The organism is Oceanospirillum maris DSM 6286, from assembly GCF_000422865.1.
In the GTDB taxonomy this organism is placed as follows: domain Bacteria; phylum Pseudomonadota; class Gammaproteobacteria; order Pseudomonadales; family Halomonadaceae; genus Oceanospirillum; species Oceanospirillum maris.
The window spans coordinates 154,069-167,726 of record NZ_KE383936.1 but is presented as its reverse complement, the minus strand read 5'-3'; the positions used below and the strand labels follow the sequence as shown (position 1 = coordinate 167,726).

The following is a 13,658-nucleotide window of genomic DNA, read 5'->3' as shown; positions in this document are numbered from 1 at the left end:
TGACTGAAAATAAGTCTTTAACCAAATCATCGATTACCGATCAGATATTCCCATTATCGAATATCCAGCGGTGTAAAGTCTTTAACCAGATCGTCGATGGCTTTCATCTGTAGCAAAAAAGGTTCCAGCTGGGCTAGAGGCAAAGCCGAAGGGCCATCACATTTGGCTTTTTCAGGATCGGGGTGCGCTTCAAGGAAAAGGCCGGCAAGCCCTAATGCCATACCGGCACGAGCCAGCTGAGCCACCTGATGACGACGACCACCGGAAGCCGCGCCCATAGGATCACGACACTGTAGCGCATGGGTCACATCAAAAATCAGCGGCGCACCTTTGCAGGCCTCTCGCATCACATCAAAGCCCAGCATATCAACAACCAAGTTGTCGTAGCCAAAACTAGAACCGCGCTCGCAGATCATAACTTTATCATTACCGCACTCGGCAAACTTCTCGACCATATTGCCCATTTGAGCGGGACTGGTGAACTGCGGCTTTTTAATATTGATCACGGCACCTGTCTGAGCCATCGCCTGAACAAGGTCTGTTTGGCGAGCCAAAAATGCCGGCAACTGAATCACATCAGCAACCTCGGCAACAGGCTGAGCTTGGTAAGGTTCGTGCAAATCAGTGATAACGGGGACGTTAAACTGTTGCTTGATTTCAGCTAGAATTTCTAATCCGTGCTCCAGTCCTGGGCCACGGTAAGAATGGATCGAAGAGCGGTTGGCCTTATCAAAAGACGCCTTAAAGACATAAGGAATACCCAGACGCTGAGTCACTTCCACATAGTGCTCAGCGATCTGCATCGCCATATCCCGGGACTCAAGTACATTCATACCGCCGTAAAGTACAAAGGGCAGATTGTTAGCACACTTAAGGCCTGCAAATTCAATGACGTTATCGGTCTGGGGCATCGTTTTATCCGACTGGGACATAGATAGCATTCTCTTCATCGCCTCTGCTTAATGGCAAGTAAGCAGGATCAATAAGCTAAAATACAAAAGCCCTTATTAAAAAGGGCTTTTGGCAAACGGTGACGCTTAAACGTCCTGAGTAACAGCCTTTCTAGCAAGGCCTGCCTCAACAAAACCTGTAAATAGCGGATGGCCATCACGAGGCGTTGAAGTGAACTCAGGGTGGAACTGGCAGGCTAAGAACCAAGGGTGATCTTTTAGCTCAACCATTTCAACCAGTGACTCATCAGCGGAACGACCGGAGAAGATCAAGCCGGAATCTTGCAACCGATCAACAAACTGGTTGTTCACTTCATAACGGTGACGGTGACGTTCAAAGATCACATCATGACCATAAACTTCACGGGCTTTAGAGCCACTTTGCAGTTTACAATCCTGAGCACCTAAACGCATCGTACCACCAAGATCAGAGCTTTGATCCCGTTCTTCGATCTTGCCTTCTGCATTAACCCACTCAGTAATCAAGCCAACCACAGGATGGGTGGTGTCATGGGTAAATTCGGTTGAATGCGCATCAGCCATACCCGCAACATTACGGGCGTACTCAATCACAGCAACCTGCATACCTAGGCAAATGCCCAGATAAGGAATTTTGTTTTCACGGGCAAACTGAGCGGTCAGAATTTTACCTTCAACACCGCGCTCACCAAAGCCACCAGGAACAAGAATCGCATCTTTATCTTTCAGACGATCCGTACCGTTATGCTCAATATCTTCTGAATCGATATATTCGATATTAACCTTAGTGCGGGTTTTGATACCGGCATGATTAATCGCTTCGATTAAAGATTTGTAAGCATCTAACAGTTCCATGTACTTACCGACCATGGCGATGTTAATGCTTTTAAGTGGATTTAGCTTGGCGTCTGCTACGGCGATCCACTCAGATAGATCCGCAGGCGGGCAATCTAGGCCAAAACGCTTAACAACAATCTCATCCAGATACTGAGCGTGCAGCATACTCGGGATCCGGTAGATGGTGTCCGCATCTTCTAAAGAGATAACCGCTTTCTCATCGACGTTGGTAAACATGGAGATCTTGCGGCGCTCATTGGCTTCAATCGCAACTTCTGAACGGCAAACCAGAATATCCGGCTGAATACCGATAGAGCGCAGTTCTTTAACCGAGTGCTGAGTTGGCTTAGTCTTAGTTTCACCAGCAGTCTTAATGTAAGGCACCAAGGTTAGGTGCATAAACATAGCACGCTCAGAACCCACTTCTACCTTCAGTTGGCGAACCGCTTCTAGGAACGGTTGGGATTCGATATCACCGACGGTGCCACCGATCTCAACCAAAGCCACGTCATAGCCTTCAGCACCAGCAATAACACGATCTTTAATCTCGTTCGTGATATGAGGGATCACCTGAACCGTACCGCCCAGATAATCACCACGGCGCTCTTTACGCAGTACGTGTTCGTAAACTCGACCGGTAGTGAAGTTATTACGTTGAGTCATCTTAGTGCGGATGAAACGCTCGTAGTGACCTAAATCAAGGTCAGTCTCCGCGCCGTCTTCCGTCACAAACACTTCACCGTGCTGGAAGGGACTCATCGTACCTGGATCAACGTTAATATACGGATCCAGCTTCAGCATGGTGACGTTCAGACCACGAGCTTCAAGAATCGCGGCCAAAGATGCAGAGGCAATGCCTTTCCCTAGAGAAGAAACAACACCGCCTGTGACGAAGATATATCGCGTCATGGATAACCTGTTTTTATGCTGCAAAATAAGAAAGAAGGGGGGGTACTAATTTAATATACAAGACCTAAAGGTAGCAAAAATACACAGACCTTAAGGTACTAAAATAGATGGGAGTGCAGGATACCAGAAGCCCCTTGTTATCACAATTCGCTAGAGGCTAATTCCCTGAGAAAAAGCGCGCTATTTTTACTTAACCTTTACTTAACGACTTAACCTTTCTCACCTTAACCCACTCTTTTGGTTCTTTTAGTTCTTTTGATAGATCAGGGGCGAGCCACGAGGCATCCCACCAAAAAAGACCCTCTGCCTCGTTCTGATAACGGGCTTGAGGCGCAGGCGACCAAATACCGATACAGACAGGTTGGAACAAGACTGGCTCGTGTGAACAGAATAAAGAGCTGCTTGATTCCTGCCAATAAAAAAGTCGTACCTGATCCCGCAGCCAAGCCGGTACACCTGCTTCCTGTAGAAGACTCTTTAATGTTTTACGTCCACGCTTGGCGAGGCGAATACTCTCCCCACCGGCTCGGGCTTTAAGATAGAAATAGCCGTGATCCGGTAAAATAAGCCCTTCGCTATTTGTTGGAGCGGTTTCTTCTAGTCGTTCTTTTTTTAGCGGCTCTTTTTTTTCAAACTCAAATGTCACACCATCTAAGCAAAGCCTTGCCTTGGAGAACAAGGTTTCTACATTCAGCTTATCTGAGCCTAACGTATCAGCCTGCGGTTGACGGCTGGATTGGCGTCTAGATTGATGACCGCCCGGCCTTTGGTTCGCCATTATTAAGTGCAGTTCATCGCGATAACGGCGCAATTCAAACTCAGGCCGTACAAAACAAGGTTGCGCATCAATTTTGGCCTGTAGAAGCTCATCTAAAATCACGTCGATATGACTGTACTCTGGCGCTGCAATGCCATTTTTAGCGAGCCAAAAACGCAGGACATTCGCCTGCCGAATACGCTTCAGCGCTTGTAATCCTGAACAACGCATCACCTGTTCCGAGACTAAAAGCTGTGCCAAATCCATCTCTGCCAAGTCTTGATTCAACTCTGCGCTATCCGCCAATGCTTTTGCACTTCTACCGGCAACCTGAATAACATTGGGCCAACGGTCTTTAAGCAGCGGTACAACTTGGTGGCGAAGATAGTTGCGATTAAATTGCTCCGAATGGTTGGACTCATCTTCAATCCACACTAATTTTTGCTGCTGCCCATAGGCTTCAAGGCTTGCTCGCCCAATATTGAGTAAAGGCCGATAAAGCCACCCCAGCCCTAATCGTCGGTGCTGGGGCATACCTGATAAACCTTGACTACCGGCACCACGCATCAACCTAAGCAACTGTGTTTCTAGCTGATCATCACCATGATGCGCCATTAATAACAGATCATCAGCGGCTAAATACCGCTCAAAAACCTGATAACGAGCCATGCGCGCTTGCTCTTCCAGATTGCCAGCAGACAAAGTGACACGCTCAATCAAGCATTCTATCTCTATTCCTTGGGATATCCCTTGAGATTGACCTTCAATTGGTTTAACAGAATAGCCTAAGCATAGCTGGCGGCAGTGATCCGCCCAAGCATCGGCATTGGGACTTAAACCATGATGCACATGCAGCACCTTCAAACCTTTGCCCTGCCGCCGACAATAACGTACCGCAAGATCCAGCAGTACCACGGAATCTAAACCACCGCTTAAAGCAAGCCATAGCTGATTATGCGAAGGTAAAAGCTTTATTTTCTGGCTAAAGTCAGAGAGAAAAGCATCAAAGTGAGACATGGCGGGTTTCCCTAGAGAACAAAAAAATAACCCCGACAAGAGAATCTTATCGGGGTTATTTTAAAACACTGAATTGCTTACCAGTTACCAGTTACCAAGATCAGGATTACCGGCATAGTAAGACATTAAACGCTCATAGCGACGTTCAACCAACTGTTCTGCATCCATACCGTTCATACGATCAAGGGTTTCCAGCAACTGAACTTTAAGATCCGTTGCTACCTTGGCAGGGTTGCGGTGTGCGCCCCCTAAAGGTTCATCGATCAAGCGATCAACCAATCCCAGGTGGTGCAAACGGGCAGCGGTTACACCCATCGCTTCTGCGGCATCGCTAGCACGCTCGGCACTTTTCCATAGAATAGACGCACAGCCTTCTGGAGAAATAACCGAATAGATGGAGTTTTGTAGCATAATCAACTCATCACATACGCCAATTGCTAAAGCACCACCAGAGCCACCTTCACCAATAACCGTGGAGATGATCGGGGTTTTCAAACGGGACATCACGGCTAAGTTATACGCGATAGCTTCGCTTTGGCCGCGCTCTTCCGCATCAATACCAGGATAAGCCCCTGGGGTGTCGATAAAGGTCAGAATCGGCATTTTGAAACGCTCGGCCATCTCCATAAGACGGCACGCTTTACGATACCCTTCAGGACGCGGCATACCAAAGTTGCGGCGCACTTTCTCTTTAACCGAGCGACCTTTTTGGTGCCCAACAATCATGACAGGCTTATCATCTAGACGAGCAATACCACCAATTAGAGCAGCATCATCAGAGAAATTACGATCACCGTGCAGCTCATCAAAATCAGTAAATATCTGGTCAATATAATCTAGCGTATGAGGGCGCTGAGGATGACGGGATAGCTGAACAACCTGAGCGGGTGTCAGATTAGAAAAAATATCCTCCATCAGCTTCAGGCTCTTTGCCTGCAAACGGCTAATTTCATCAGAAATATTTAGCTCGTTGTCATTGCCAACCAGTCGTAGTTCGTCAATTTTTGCTTCCAGCTCTGCGATAGGCTGTTCAAAGTCCAGATAGTTGGGATTCATAGGTCCACGCTATTAAAAGTTCTATGCTTACGATTAAAAGCACACAGTCGCATAAAAGCGCCTGTGAATAAGTATTTTGTTCTATCCCAAACAATGGAAATATCCATCCACCATTGCCGACGTATCGAGCTTACGTCTGCTTGGGGTATTTTAGTCTCAATTGAGCTATTTTCAGAACCGATAATATTACGGCAAAGGCCGCTTAAAAAAAACCTTTGCCGAATGCTAAAGCATTTACAGAGACCACAGATGACCTAGTCACCATAGGATAAACGTACGTTTTTCAGCCCAAAACCGTCGTATAAACTATAAATCAACTCATCGCTGGGGACTACCCGCCACTGATCTGACAACCGGACTTTACCGGCTACATCGTTACGCTGATAAAAAACTTCAACGCCAACACCTTCGTCAGGCTGAGATACGGTAAAGGGCTGTAATTTAGTTTCGAGTAAACTGAGGTGCTTCTTACCAACTTCTTTTTGTGACCATATAAGCTGTAAACTATGACTGTAGCGCACACGGGCCGCTAATAAGCTAGTAACACTTTTAGCTCGAACACGAAGACTGGCAGAGTAATCATCAAAGCTGACATCGCCCTCAATAATCACTAGTTGATCTTTTTGCAACTCTGTTCGATGGGCTTCAAATAGCTCACCAAAGACTGATACCTCGGTACGCCCTGAGCGATCATCAAGGGTAATAAAGGCGATGGTATCCCCGCGTTTACTCTTCATGGTACGGATATCAATAATCAACCCAGCTAACTTTTGTGTCTCTCGTCCGGCCTGTAGGTCACTTAATCGCATTCGGGCAAAACGGCGTACTTCCGCTTCATATTCATCAAAGGGATGGCCAGTTAAATAGATGCCTAGTGTATCTTTCTCACCTTTTAGCCGCTCTTTATCTGTCCACTGACGCACCTGTCGATGCTCATCATAGGGATCGCCTTGTTCCTCAGCCTCTATCTCTCCGAACATATCCATCATGCCGATATTTTCGTTGATACTGCTCTGTTCTGCCGCTTTAAACGCATCTTCTAAGCTAGCGAGCATCACCGCGCGATTCGGGCCAATTTTGTCAAAAGCGCCACTACGGATAAGTGCTTCCACCGTGCGCTTATTCAGTTTACGGGAATCTGTTCTGGCGCAAAAATCAAATAGATCTACAAAGGGGCCACCGCTTGTTCTCGCGGCAACAATAGAATCAATCGGCCCTTCACCAACACCTTTAATAGCCCCTAGGCCATAGACAATTTCGTTATCAGCATTAACGGTAAACTTAAAATCACCGGCGTTAACATCTGGCGGCGTCAGCGGCAGCTTCATATGACGGCATTCTTCTACCAGCGTGACCACTTTATCCGTATTTTGCATCTCCGTGGACAGTACTGCCGCCATAAAGGCTTCAGGGTAATGCCGCTTCAAATATGCCGTTTGATAAGAGACTAACGCATAAGCTGCAGAGTGGGACTTGTTAAAGCCGTAACCCGCAAACTTTTCTACCAGATCAAAGATGTTACCTGCAAGATCGGCATCAATACCCTTACCTTTACAACCATCTAGGAAGACAGCCCGCTGCTTGGCCATCTCTTCCGGTTTCTTCTTACCCATGGCCCGTCGCAGCATATCTGCGCCACCCAGCGTATAACCGGCCATAACCTGCGCAATCTGCATCACCTGTTCTTGATACAGAATAATGCCGTAGGTTGGCTTCAATACCGGTATCAGGCTATCGTGATTATAATTCGGGTGCGGATAAGAAACCGGCTCTTCATTATGCTTACGCTTGATAAAGTCATCAACCATGCCCGACTGTAGAGGGCCTGGGCGAAACAGCGCCACCAAGGCGATAATATCTTCAAAACAGCTGGGGCGTAGCCGCTTAATTAAGTCTTTCATACCCCGAGATTCCAGCTGGAATACGGCGGTTGTTTCACCTTGCTGCAACAGGTCAAAGGTTGCTTTATCTTCTAAGGGGATATCAACAATATCGAAATCGGTATTACCCGCTTTCTCATGGATAACCTTAATCGCCCAGTCGATAATAGTCAGGGTTCTAAGGCCTAAGAAATCGAATTTAACCAAACCGGCGGATTCAACATCATCTTTATCAAACTGAGCCACTAAACTGGTGCCGCCCTCTTCACAGAAGATCGGTGAAAAATCGGTCAGTTTGGTCGGCGAAATAACCACGCCGCCGGCGTGTTTACCGGTTCCTCGTACGGTGCCTTCAAGCTTAAGCGCCATCTCCCAAATTTCACCAGCATCTTCATCGTTGGCAAGAAACTCCCTCATCGGCTCTTCTTGCTCATAGGCTTTTGCCAATGTCATGCCGACTTCAAACGGGATCATCTTAGACAGTTTATCGGCTAAACCGTAGGGCTTACCTTGGGCACGCGCAACATCTCGCACGACCGCTTTTGCGGCCATCGTACCAAAGGTCGCAATCTGAGAAACCGCATCACGGCCATAGGTTTCAGCCACATAATCGATCACTCGATCACGGCCATCCATGCAGAAATCGACATCAAAATCGGGCATGGATACCCGCTCTGGGTTTAAGAAGCGCTCAAACAGCAAGTCGTATTCTAGGGGGTCAAGATCGGTGATTTTTTGCGCGTAAGCCACTAAAGAACCCGCACCGGAACCACGACCCGGCCCAACCGGTACACCATTACTTTTTGACCATTGGATAAAGTCCATTACGATCAAAAAGTAGCCGGGGAACCCCATTGAAATAATCGTTTCCAGCTCAAAATCTAATCGTTCGCGGTAAATCTTCTCTGTTTCATGGAAATCTGGTGCATGGGTATCAAATAGCTGCTCTAAGCGTTCCGTAAGACCATCATGAGAGATTTTTCGGAAAAAATCATCCATCGTCATACCCTCTGGAATAGGGTAGTCCGGTAAGAAATATTTACCCAATTGCACATCAATCGTGCAGCGCTTAGCGATTTCAACGGTATTTTGTAACGCTTCAGGAATATCCTGAAATAGCTCAGCCATCTCTTCCTGAGATTTTAGATACTGTTCTTCTGAATAACTTTTGTTGCGATGAGGGTCATCTAGCGCTCGGCCCTCGCCAATACAAACTCGGGTTTCGTGAGCCCAGAAGTCTTCTCGGTCGATAAAACGCACATCATTTGTTGCAACAACAGGGCACAGACACTCACCCGCAAGCTTAACGGATTCGTGCACGCACAGCTCATCGTCCGCTCTATAGGTGCGCTGTAGCTCTAAATAAAAGCGGTTTGGAAATACCTGCTGCCATTTCTGTAGCGCATCTTTGGCCGCCGCGTAGTGACCTGCCACCAGTAAATGACCGACTTCACCGTCTTTAGCCCCAGACAGTGCGATTAAACCGTCGGCCTGCTCTTCAAGCCATGCCTCTTTTAGGATATTACGCCCTTGGTGCTGCCCTTCCAAATAGCCACGGGACACCAGCTCGGTCATATTCCGATAGCCGGTGTTATTCATGGCCAGCAATGTCATACGGTATGGTTTTGAAGGATCTATGATGTTCTCTAGCCAGACATCTGCTCCAGAGATAGGTTTAATGCCGGCCCCTTGCATGGCTTTGTAAAACTTAACCAAGGCAAACATGTTAGATTCATCAGTAATAGCGATGGCAGGCATCTGCAACTGTTCGAGCTTTTCTGGCAGCTTTTTAATACGTACTAAACCATCAACTAATGAGTATTCAGTATGTACACGCAGATGGATAAAAGAGGGGGTCATAAAACGTCTCGATCAAGGAACAGGCAAAGCGATAAGGGATATTATTACAGGCTTGCTTTAATTTTTTAGTTCTAAGCTCTGCTGTACAGGCTTAAAAGAGCGGCGATGTTCAGGTATCGGGCCTAACGCTTTAAGCGCTGCAAAGTGCTGCTTAGTCGGATAACCTTTGTGCTGGGCAAAGCCGTAACCGGGGTATTCTTGTTCCAATTCGGCCATTTGTCGATCCCGATAAACCTTGGCTAGAATTGAAGCGGCACTAATCGCAGCATGGCGAGCATCACCTTTAACCACCGCCATAGAAGGGCAAGGTAGATCTGGGCAACGATTGCCATCAACAAGAACAAATTCAGCGGCGGGCTTAAGCCCTTCAACCGCCCGCTGCATGGCAAGCATGGTCGCATGTAGAATATTCAACCGATCAATTTCTTCTACCGAGCCTTCAGCAATGTGCCACGCAAGCGCTTTCTCTTTAATCTCATCAAAGAGTTTTTCTCGCTTTTTTTCACTCAATTTTTTCGAATCAGCCAAGCCTTCAATCGGTTGCTTCGGATCAAGAATCACCGCAGCGGTGACAACAGAACCCACTAAAGGGCCACGGCCTACTTCATCAACACCCGCAAGTAACTTACCTTGATAGGGAATCTCAAGTTCTGGCCAAGTATCATTTGCCATAGCGGGATTAAACCTTTTTACAGTATATGCCGTTGTTAGGGAGGCGTGATCGTTATAGCGTCGATGTAGATATCGCTGCGCTCTTTTGGCGTTCACGGATCAAATCAGAGATCGTTTCGGCAGCTACAGCGCTGGCTTCTTGCTTAAGCTCATGATGCATTTGATAAAACCGCTCGATTAAGGAACGATAATTATCAGGATTCTGCAATCGATCTAAAAGCAGTTCACTCAAAGAGTCCACATTCGCATCATTCTGAATCATCTCAGGAACCAGCATCTCCCCTGCAATCAGGTTCGGTAAAGAGATGCGGTCAACTTTGATCATACGGCTGATAATCGCATGACTCAGCCAAGCCATTTTATAAGCCACAACCATTGGCTTTTTCAGCAACATGGCTTCAAGGGCTGCAGTACCGGATGCCAGTAATACAGTATCGGAAGCACTCATTACTTCACGGGACAACCCATCATATAGATGAAAACACTGACGTAGTTCAGGAGCCACGCGGGCAAGCTGAGCTTCTATTTGATGACGACGAAGACTATTTGCACAAGGGATAGCAACCTGCAATTCAGGCATAACTTCACAGCAGCGCAGAGCCGTATCAATAAAAGTGTGACCAAGGTATTTTACTTCGTTACTGCGACTACCCGGCAATACCGCAAGAACAGGGCGATCAGCTGCTAATCCCAATGTTTGGCGACTACCATTTTGATCAACATCCAAAGGCAGTTCATCCGCTAAAGGATGACCAACAAAAGTCACCGGGATATTTTTGTCATGATAAAAAGCCGCTTCAAAAGGCAGCAGAGTTAACATATGGTCAACGCATCGGGCAATTTTCTTCAAACGCCCTTGCTTCCAAGCCCAAACCGATGGCGATACATAGTGAGCAACAGGAATGCCTGCATCGTGAATCCAACCTTCAAGGGTTAGATTAAAATCTGGCGCATCAATCCCCACAAACAGATCCGGTTTTTCTCGTAAGCAAAGGTCACGCACATCTTTGCGAATGGTTAACAGCTCACGCAGACGGCCAAAAACCTCAACAAAGCCCATCACCGAGAGACGATCCATCGGCCAATGACTCGTAAAACCTTCCTGTTCCATACGCGGGCCACCGATACCAAAAAACTCCACCTGAGGATGGAGCTTCTTAAACTCTCGAATGAGTCCTGCGCCTAGAATATCACCTGACAACTCGCCCGCGACAATCATTATGCGAAGCCTTTTGCCTGTTTCATTGGGGCATTGATTTGAGCCTTGACCTGACATGCATGCATCCTAATAAGTACATCAGAAATATCATAACGAGACAGCTGTTAAGGAGAGCTCAGAGTTTATCAGCGAATAATCCCGCGACCCGATCCTTTTAAACTCTTAATAAATATAGCGAGCTCTTCACTAACATCACCGGCCTCTAGCTCAGTAATCGCTGTGTCTAGCCGTAAACCTTTACGAAACACGGTTTTATAAGAGCGTCGCAGTAGACTAACCGCTTCTGCTGTAAAACCACGGCGCTTCAAGCCTTCGGCATTAATACTATGAGATTCAGCGGGGTTACCGCTCACCATCACAAAAGCCGGAATATCTTTAGATATATAACTGGAGCCACCACACATAGAGTGCGCACCAATATGGCAAAACTGATGGATGGCAGATGCACCACCAATAATAGCCCAATCACCGACTTTAACATGGCCGGCAATAGAAGCATCCGATGCAATAATAGTGTTATCACCAATAACAACATCGTGGGCAATGTGTACCGTGGTCATAATCAAATTATTATTGCCAATACGGGTAATCCCTTCATCTTGCACCGTACCACGATGAATCGAGCAACCTTCACGAATAACATTGTTATCGCCAATCACTAAACGGGTTGCTTCACCGGCATACTTCTTATCCTGACAATCTTCTCCGACAGAGGCAAACTGATAAATTTTGTTGCCTCGTCCAATAGTTGTCAGCTTAGTAATCACCACATGAGGGCCAATCCATGTACCCGCCCCGATCTCTACGTCAGGGCCGATAATGGAATAAGGTCCAATCTCAACATCAGCGGCAATTGCCGCTGATGGATCAATAATTGCTGTAGGATGAATCAGACTCACAGTTCTCTCTCTGCACACAGAATAGAACCTTGACAGGCCAGCTCCCCATCCACTGTCGCTTTACAGTCAAAACGCCAAATACCTCGACGGGGCTTACCAATAACAGTGGCTTCAAGCTTCAGTTGGTCTCCCGGTATAACCGGACGTTTAAATCGAACTTTATCACTACCAACAAAATAGTAGATATGGCCATCGGCAGGTTTTTTTTCCATGGTTTTAAAACCAAGAATGCCGGCAGCTTGTGCCATAGCTTCAATAATGAGAACCCCAGGCATCACAGGGTGATGAGGAAAGTGGCCATTAAAGAAAGGCTCATTCACCGATACATTTTTATAGGCAACAATAGACTCGCCAAGTTCCATTTCCACAACCCGGTCAACCAGCAGAAAAGGATAACGGTGGGGAAGGTATTCTTTAATTTCGTTAATATCCATGACCATTCATTCAACCTCAAAAAAACCTGACGACCTAATGGGCAGCAGGTGCGCGTAAAGCGCTTTTATCTATTTTAAATTTTTGCTTTTAGTCGCGGCGGGAGATAAGCTTTTTTCAATCTTATTCACCCGTTTAACCAAGCAATCAAGCTGGTTAAAGCGCACTGCATTTTTCCGCCATGTGCGTGTATCCGTCATCCCCGTACCAGAAGAGTAATGCCCAGGTTCTTTTATATCACCGGTAACATTTGTGGTCATCGTTAGCGTGACACCATCACAAATAGATAAATGCCCTGCTATATTACTCGCGCCACCAATCAAGCAATAACAGCCAATCGTAGCGCTGCCAGCAATGCCAACACAGCCGGCAATAGCCGTACCCTGACCAATTTTTACATTATGGGCAATTTGCACTTGGCTATCGATAATGACATCGCAACCAATCTCGGTATTATCTAAAGCACCGCGATCGATATTAGTATTCGCTCCAATTTCGGTACGGTCGCCTATGATAACACCACCGAGCTGCGCAATCTTTATCCAGCGGCCCTTTTCTGGTGCAAAACCAAAACCATCGCCACCAATAACGCAACTACTGTGTAACGTTACTTGCCTGCCAAGTACAACTCCGTGATAAAGCGTGACATTAGGATACAAGCGACATCCGTCGCCGATAATAGAGTCGCGGCCTATATAGCAGTGGCTGCTAATGACCGTGTGTTCGCCTATCTCTGCCCCCGCTTCAACTACGGCAAAAGCATCAACTTGAGCACTTTTGGCAACAGTAGCACTAGGATGAACGTAGGCTTGAGGATGAATGCCTGGCTGGCACGATGGTACAGAGGTAAATAACTGAGTTAAGCGAGCATATCCTTCATAGGGATTATCTAAGACGATAGCATTGCCGGTGTACTGCTCTGCTTGCTGGGCCTTTAAAAGAACAACGCCTGCTTTAGTCGTTTTAAGGTGTTTTTGATACGCAGAATTCGCTAAGAAGCTGGCCTGTTTTCCATCCGCATTTTGCAATGTGCCTATGCCTGTAATCACAAGCTCAGCCGCCCCTCTCAACTCGCCTTGTAAGATCTCAGCCAACTTTAAAAGCGAATACTGAGGTTTGTTACATGAAGACGAAAAAGGGGTCTCAGAGGTCATAGCAGCACCTAATAATCTATCTTAGAAAACGAATGGA

10 protein-coding genes are annotated in these 13,658 nt (G+C 46.8%); all 10 read right to left on the bottom strand.

What is annotated here, in order from left to right; genetic code table 11:
* Nucleotides 1-53: 53 nt before the first annotated feature.
* Entirely contained in the window at nucleotides 54-911 is an 858-nt protein-coding gene (gene kdsA, locus G517_RS0112740) for a 3-deoxy-8-phosphooctulonate synthase (protein ID WP_036591598.1), read from the bottom strand.
* 126 nt (nucleotides 912-1,037) lie between these two features.
* On the bottom strand, nucleotides 1,038-2,675 hold the full coding sequence (locus G517_RS0112735; RefSeq protein ID WP_028304728.1) for a CTP synthase: 1,638 nt from the start codon (nucleotides 2,673-2,675) through the stop codon (nucleotides 1,038-1,040).
* 190 nt (nucleotides 2,676-2,865) lie between these two features.
* On the bottom strand, nucleotides 2,866-4,449 hold the full coding sequence (tilS, locus tag G517_RS0112730; RefSeq protein WP_028304727.1) for a tRNA lysidine(34) synthetase TilS: 1,584 nt from the start codon (nucleotides 4,447-4,449) through the stop codon (nucleotides 2,866-2,868).
* A gap of 84 nt (nucleotides 4,450-4,533) precedes the next feature.
* Nucleotides 4,534-5,505, bottom strand: coding sequence for an acetyl-CoA carboxylase carboxyltransferase subunit alpha (locus G517_RS0112725; protein WP_028304726.1), 972 nt, complete (start codon nucleotides 5,503-5,505; stop codon nucleotides 4,534-4,536).
* 254 nt (nucleotides 5,506-5,759) lie between these two features.
* Nucleotides 5,760-9,245 carry a DNA polymerase III subunit alpha gene (gene dnaE, locus G517_RS0112720; protein ID WP_028304725.1) on the bottom strand — a complete coding sequence of 1,162 codons (3,486 nt, stop codon included), beginning with the start codon at nucleotides 9,243-9,245 and terminating at the stop codon, nucleotides 5,760-5,762.
* Between the two features lie 57 nt (nucleotides 9,246-9,302).
* On the bottom strand, nucleotides 9,303-9,917 hold the full coding sequence (rnhB, locus tag G517_RS0112715; RefSeq protein WP_028304724.1) for a ribonuclease HII: 615 nt from the start codon (nucleotides 9,915-9,917) through the stop codon (nucleotides 9,303-9,305).
* 52 nt (nucleotides 9,918-9,969) lie between these two features.
* Complete coding sequence (lpxB, locus tag G517_RS0112710; RefSeq protein ID WP_036591596.1) at nucleotides 9,970-11,136, bottom strand: lipid-A-disaccharide synthase; 1,167 nt, start codon at nucleotides 11,134-11,136, stop codon at nucleotides 9,970-9,972.
* A gap of 125 nt (nucleotides 11,137-11,261) precedes the next feature.
* Entirely contained in the window at nucleotides 11,262-12,029 is a 768-nt protein-coding gene (lpxA, locus tag G517_RS0112705; RefSeq protein ID WP_028304722.1) for an acyl-ACP--UDP-N-acetylglucosamine O-acyltransferase, read from the bottom strand.
* Between the two features lie 2 nt (nucleotides 12,030-12,031).
* A complete protein-coding gene (gene fabZ / locus G517_RS0112700; protein ID WP_028304721.1) occupies nucleotides 12,032-12,475 on the bottom strand; it encodes a 3-hydroxyacyl-ACP dehydratase FabZ in 444 nt (147 codons plus the stop codon).
* 63 nt (nucleotides 12,476-12,538) lie between these two features.
* On the bottom strand, nucleotides 12,539-13,621 hold the full coding sequence (gene lpxD / locus G517_RS0112695) for a UDP-3-O-(3-hydroxymyristoyl)glucosamine N-acyltransferase (RefSeq protein ID WP_051206378.1): 1,083 nt from the start codon (nucleotides 13,619-13,621) through the stop codon (nucleotides 12,539-12,541).
* Between the last annotated feature and the right edge of the window lie 37 nt (nucleotides 13,622-13,658).

Coding starts and splice junctions, on each gene's coding strand:
- fabZ (WP_028304721.1), bottom strand. CDS start 12,475: ATGGTCATGGATATTAACGAAATTAAAGAATACCTTCCCCACCGTTAT.
- G517_RS0112735 (WP_028304728.1), bottom strand. CDS start 2,675: ATGACGCGATATATCTTCGTCACAGGCGGTGTTGTTTCTTCTCTAGGG.
- kdsA (WP_036591598.1), bottom strand. CDS start 911: ATGCCCCAGACCGATAACGTCATTGAATTTGCAGGCCTTAAGTGTGCT.
- lpxB (WP_036591596.1), bottom strand. CDS start 11,136: ATGATTGTCGCGGGCGAGTTGTCAGGTGATATTCTAGGCGCAGGACTC.
- dnaE (WP_028304725.1), bottom strand. CDS start 9,245: ATGACCCCCTCTTTTATCCATCTGCGTGTACATACTGAATACTCATTA.
- G517_RS0112725 (WP_028304726.1), bottom strand. CDS start 5,505: ATGAATCCCAACTATCTGGACTTTGAACAGCCTATCGCAGAGCTGGAA.
- lpxD (WP_051206378.1), bottom strand. CDS start 13,621: ATGACCTCTGAGACCCCTTTTTCGTCTTCATGTAACAAACCTCAGTAT.
- rnhB (WP_028304724.1), bottom strand. CDS start 9,917: ATGGCAAATGATACTTGGCCAGAACTTGAGATTCCCTATCAAGGTAAG.
- tilS (WP_028304727.1), bottom strand. CDS start 4,449: ATGTCTCACTTTGATGCTTTTCTCTCTGACTTTAGCCAGAAAATAAAG.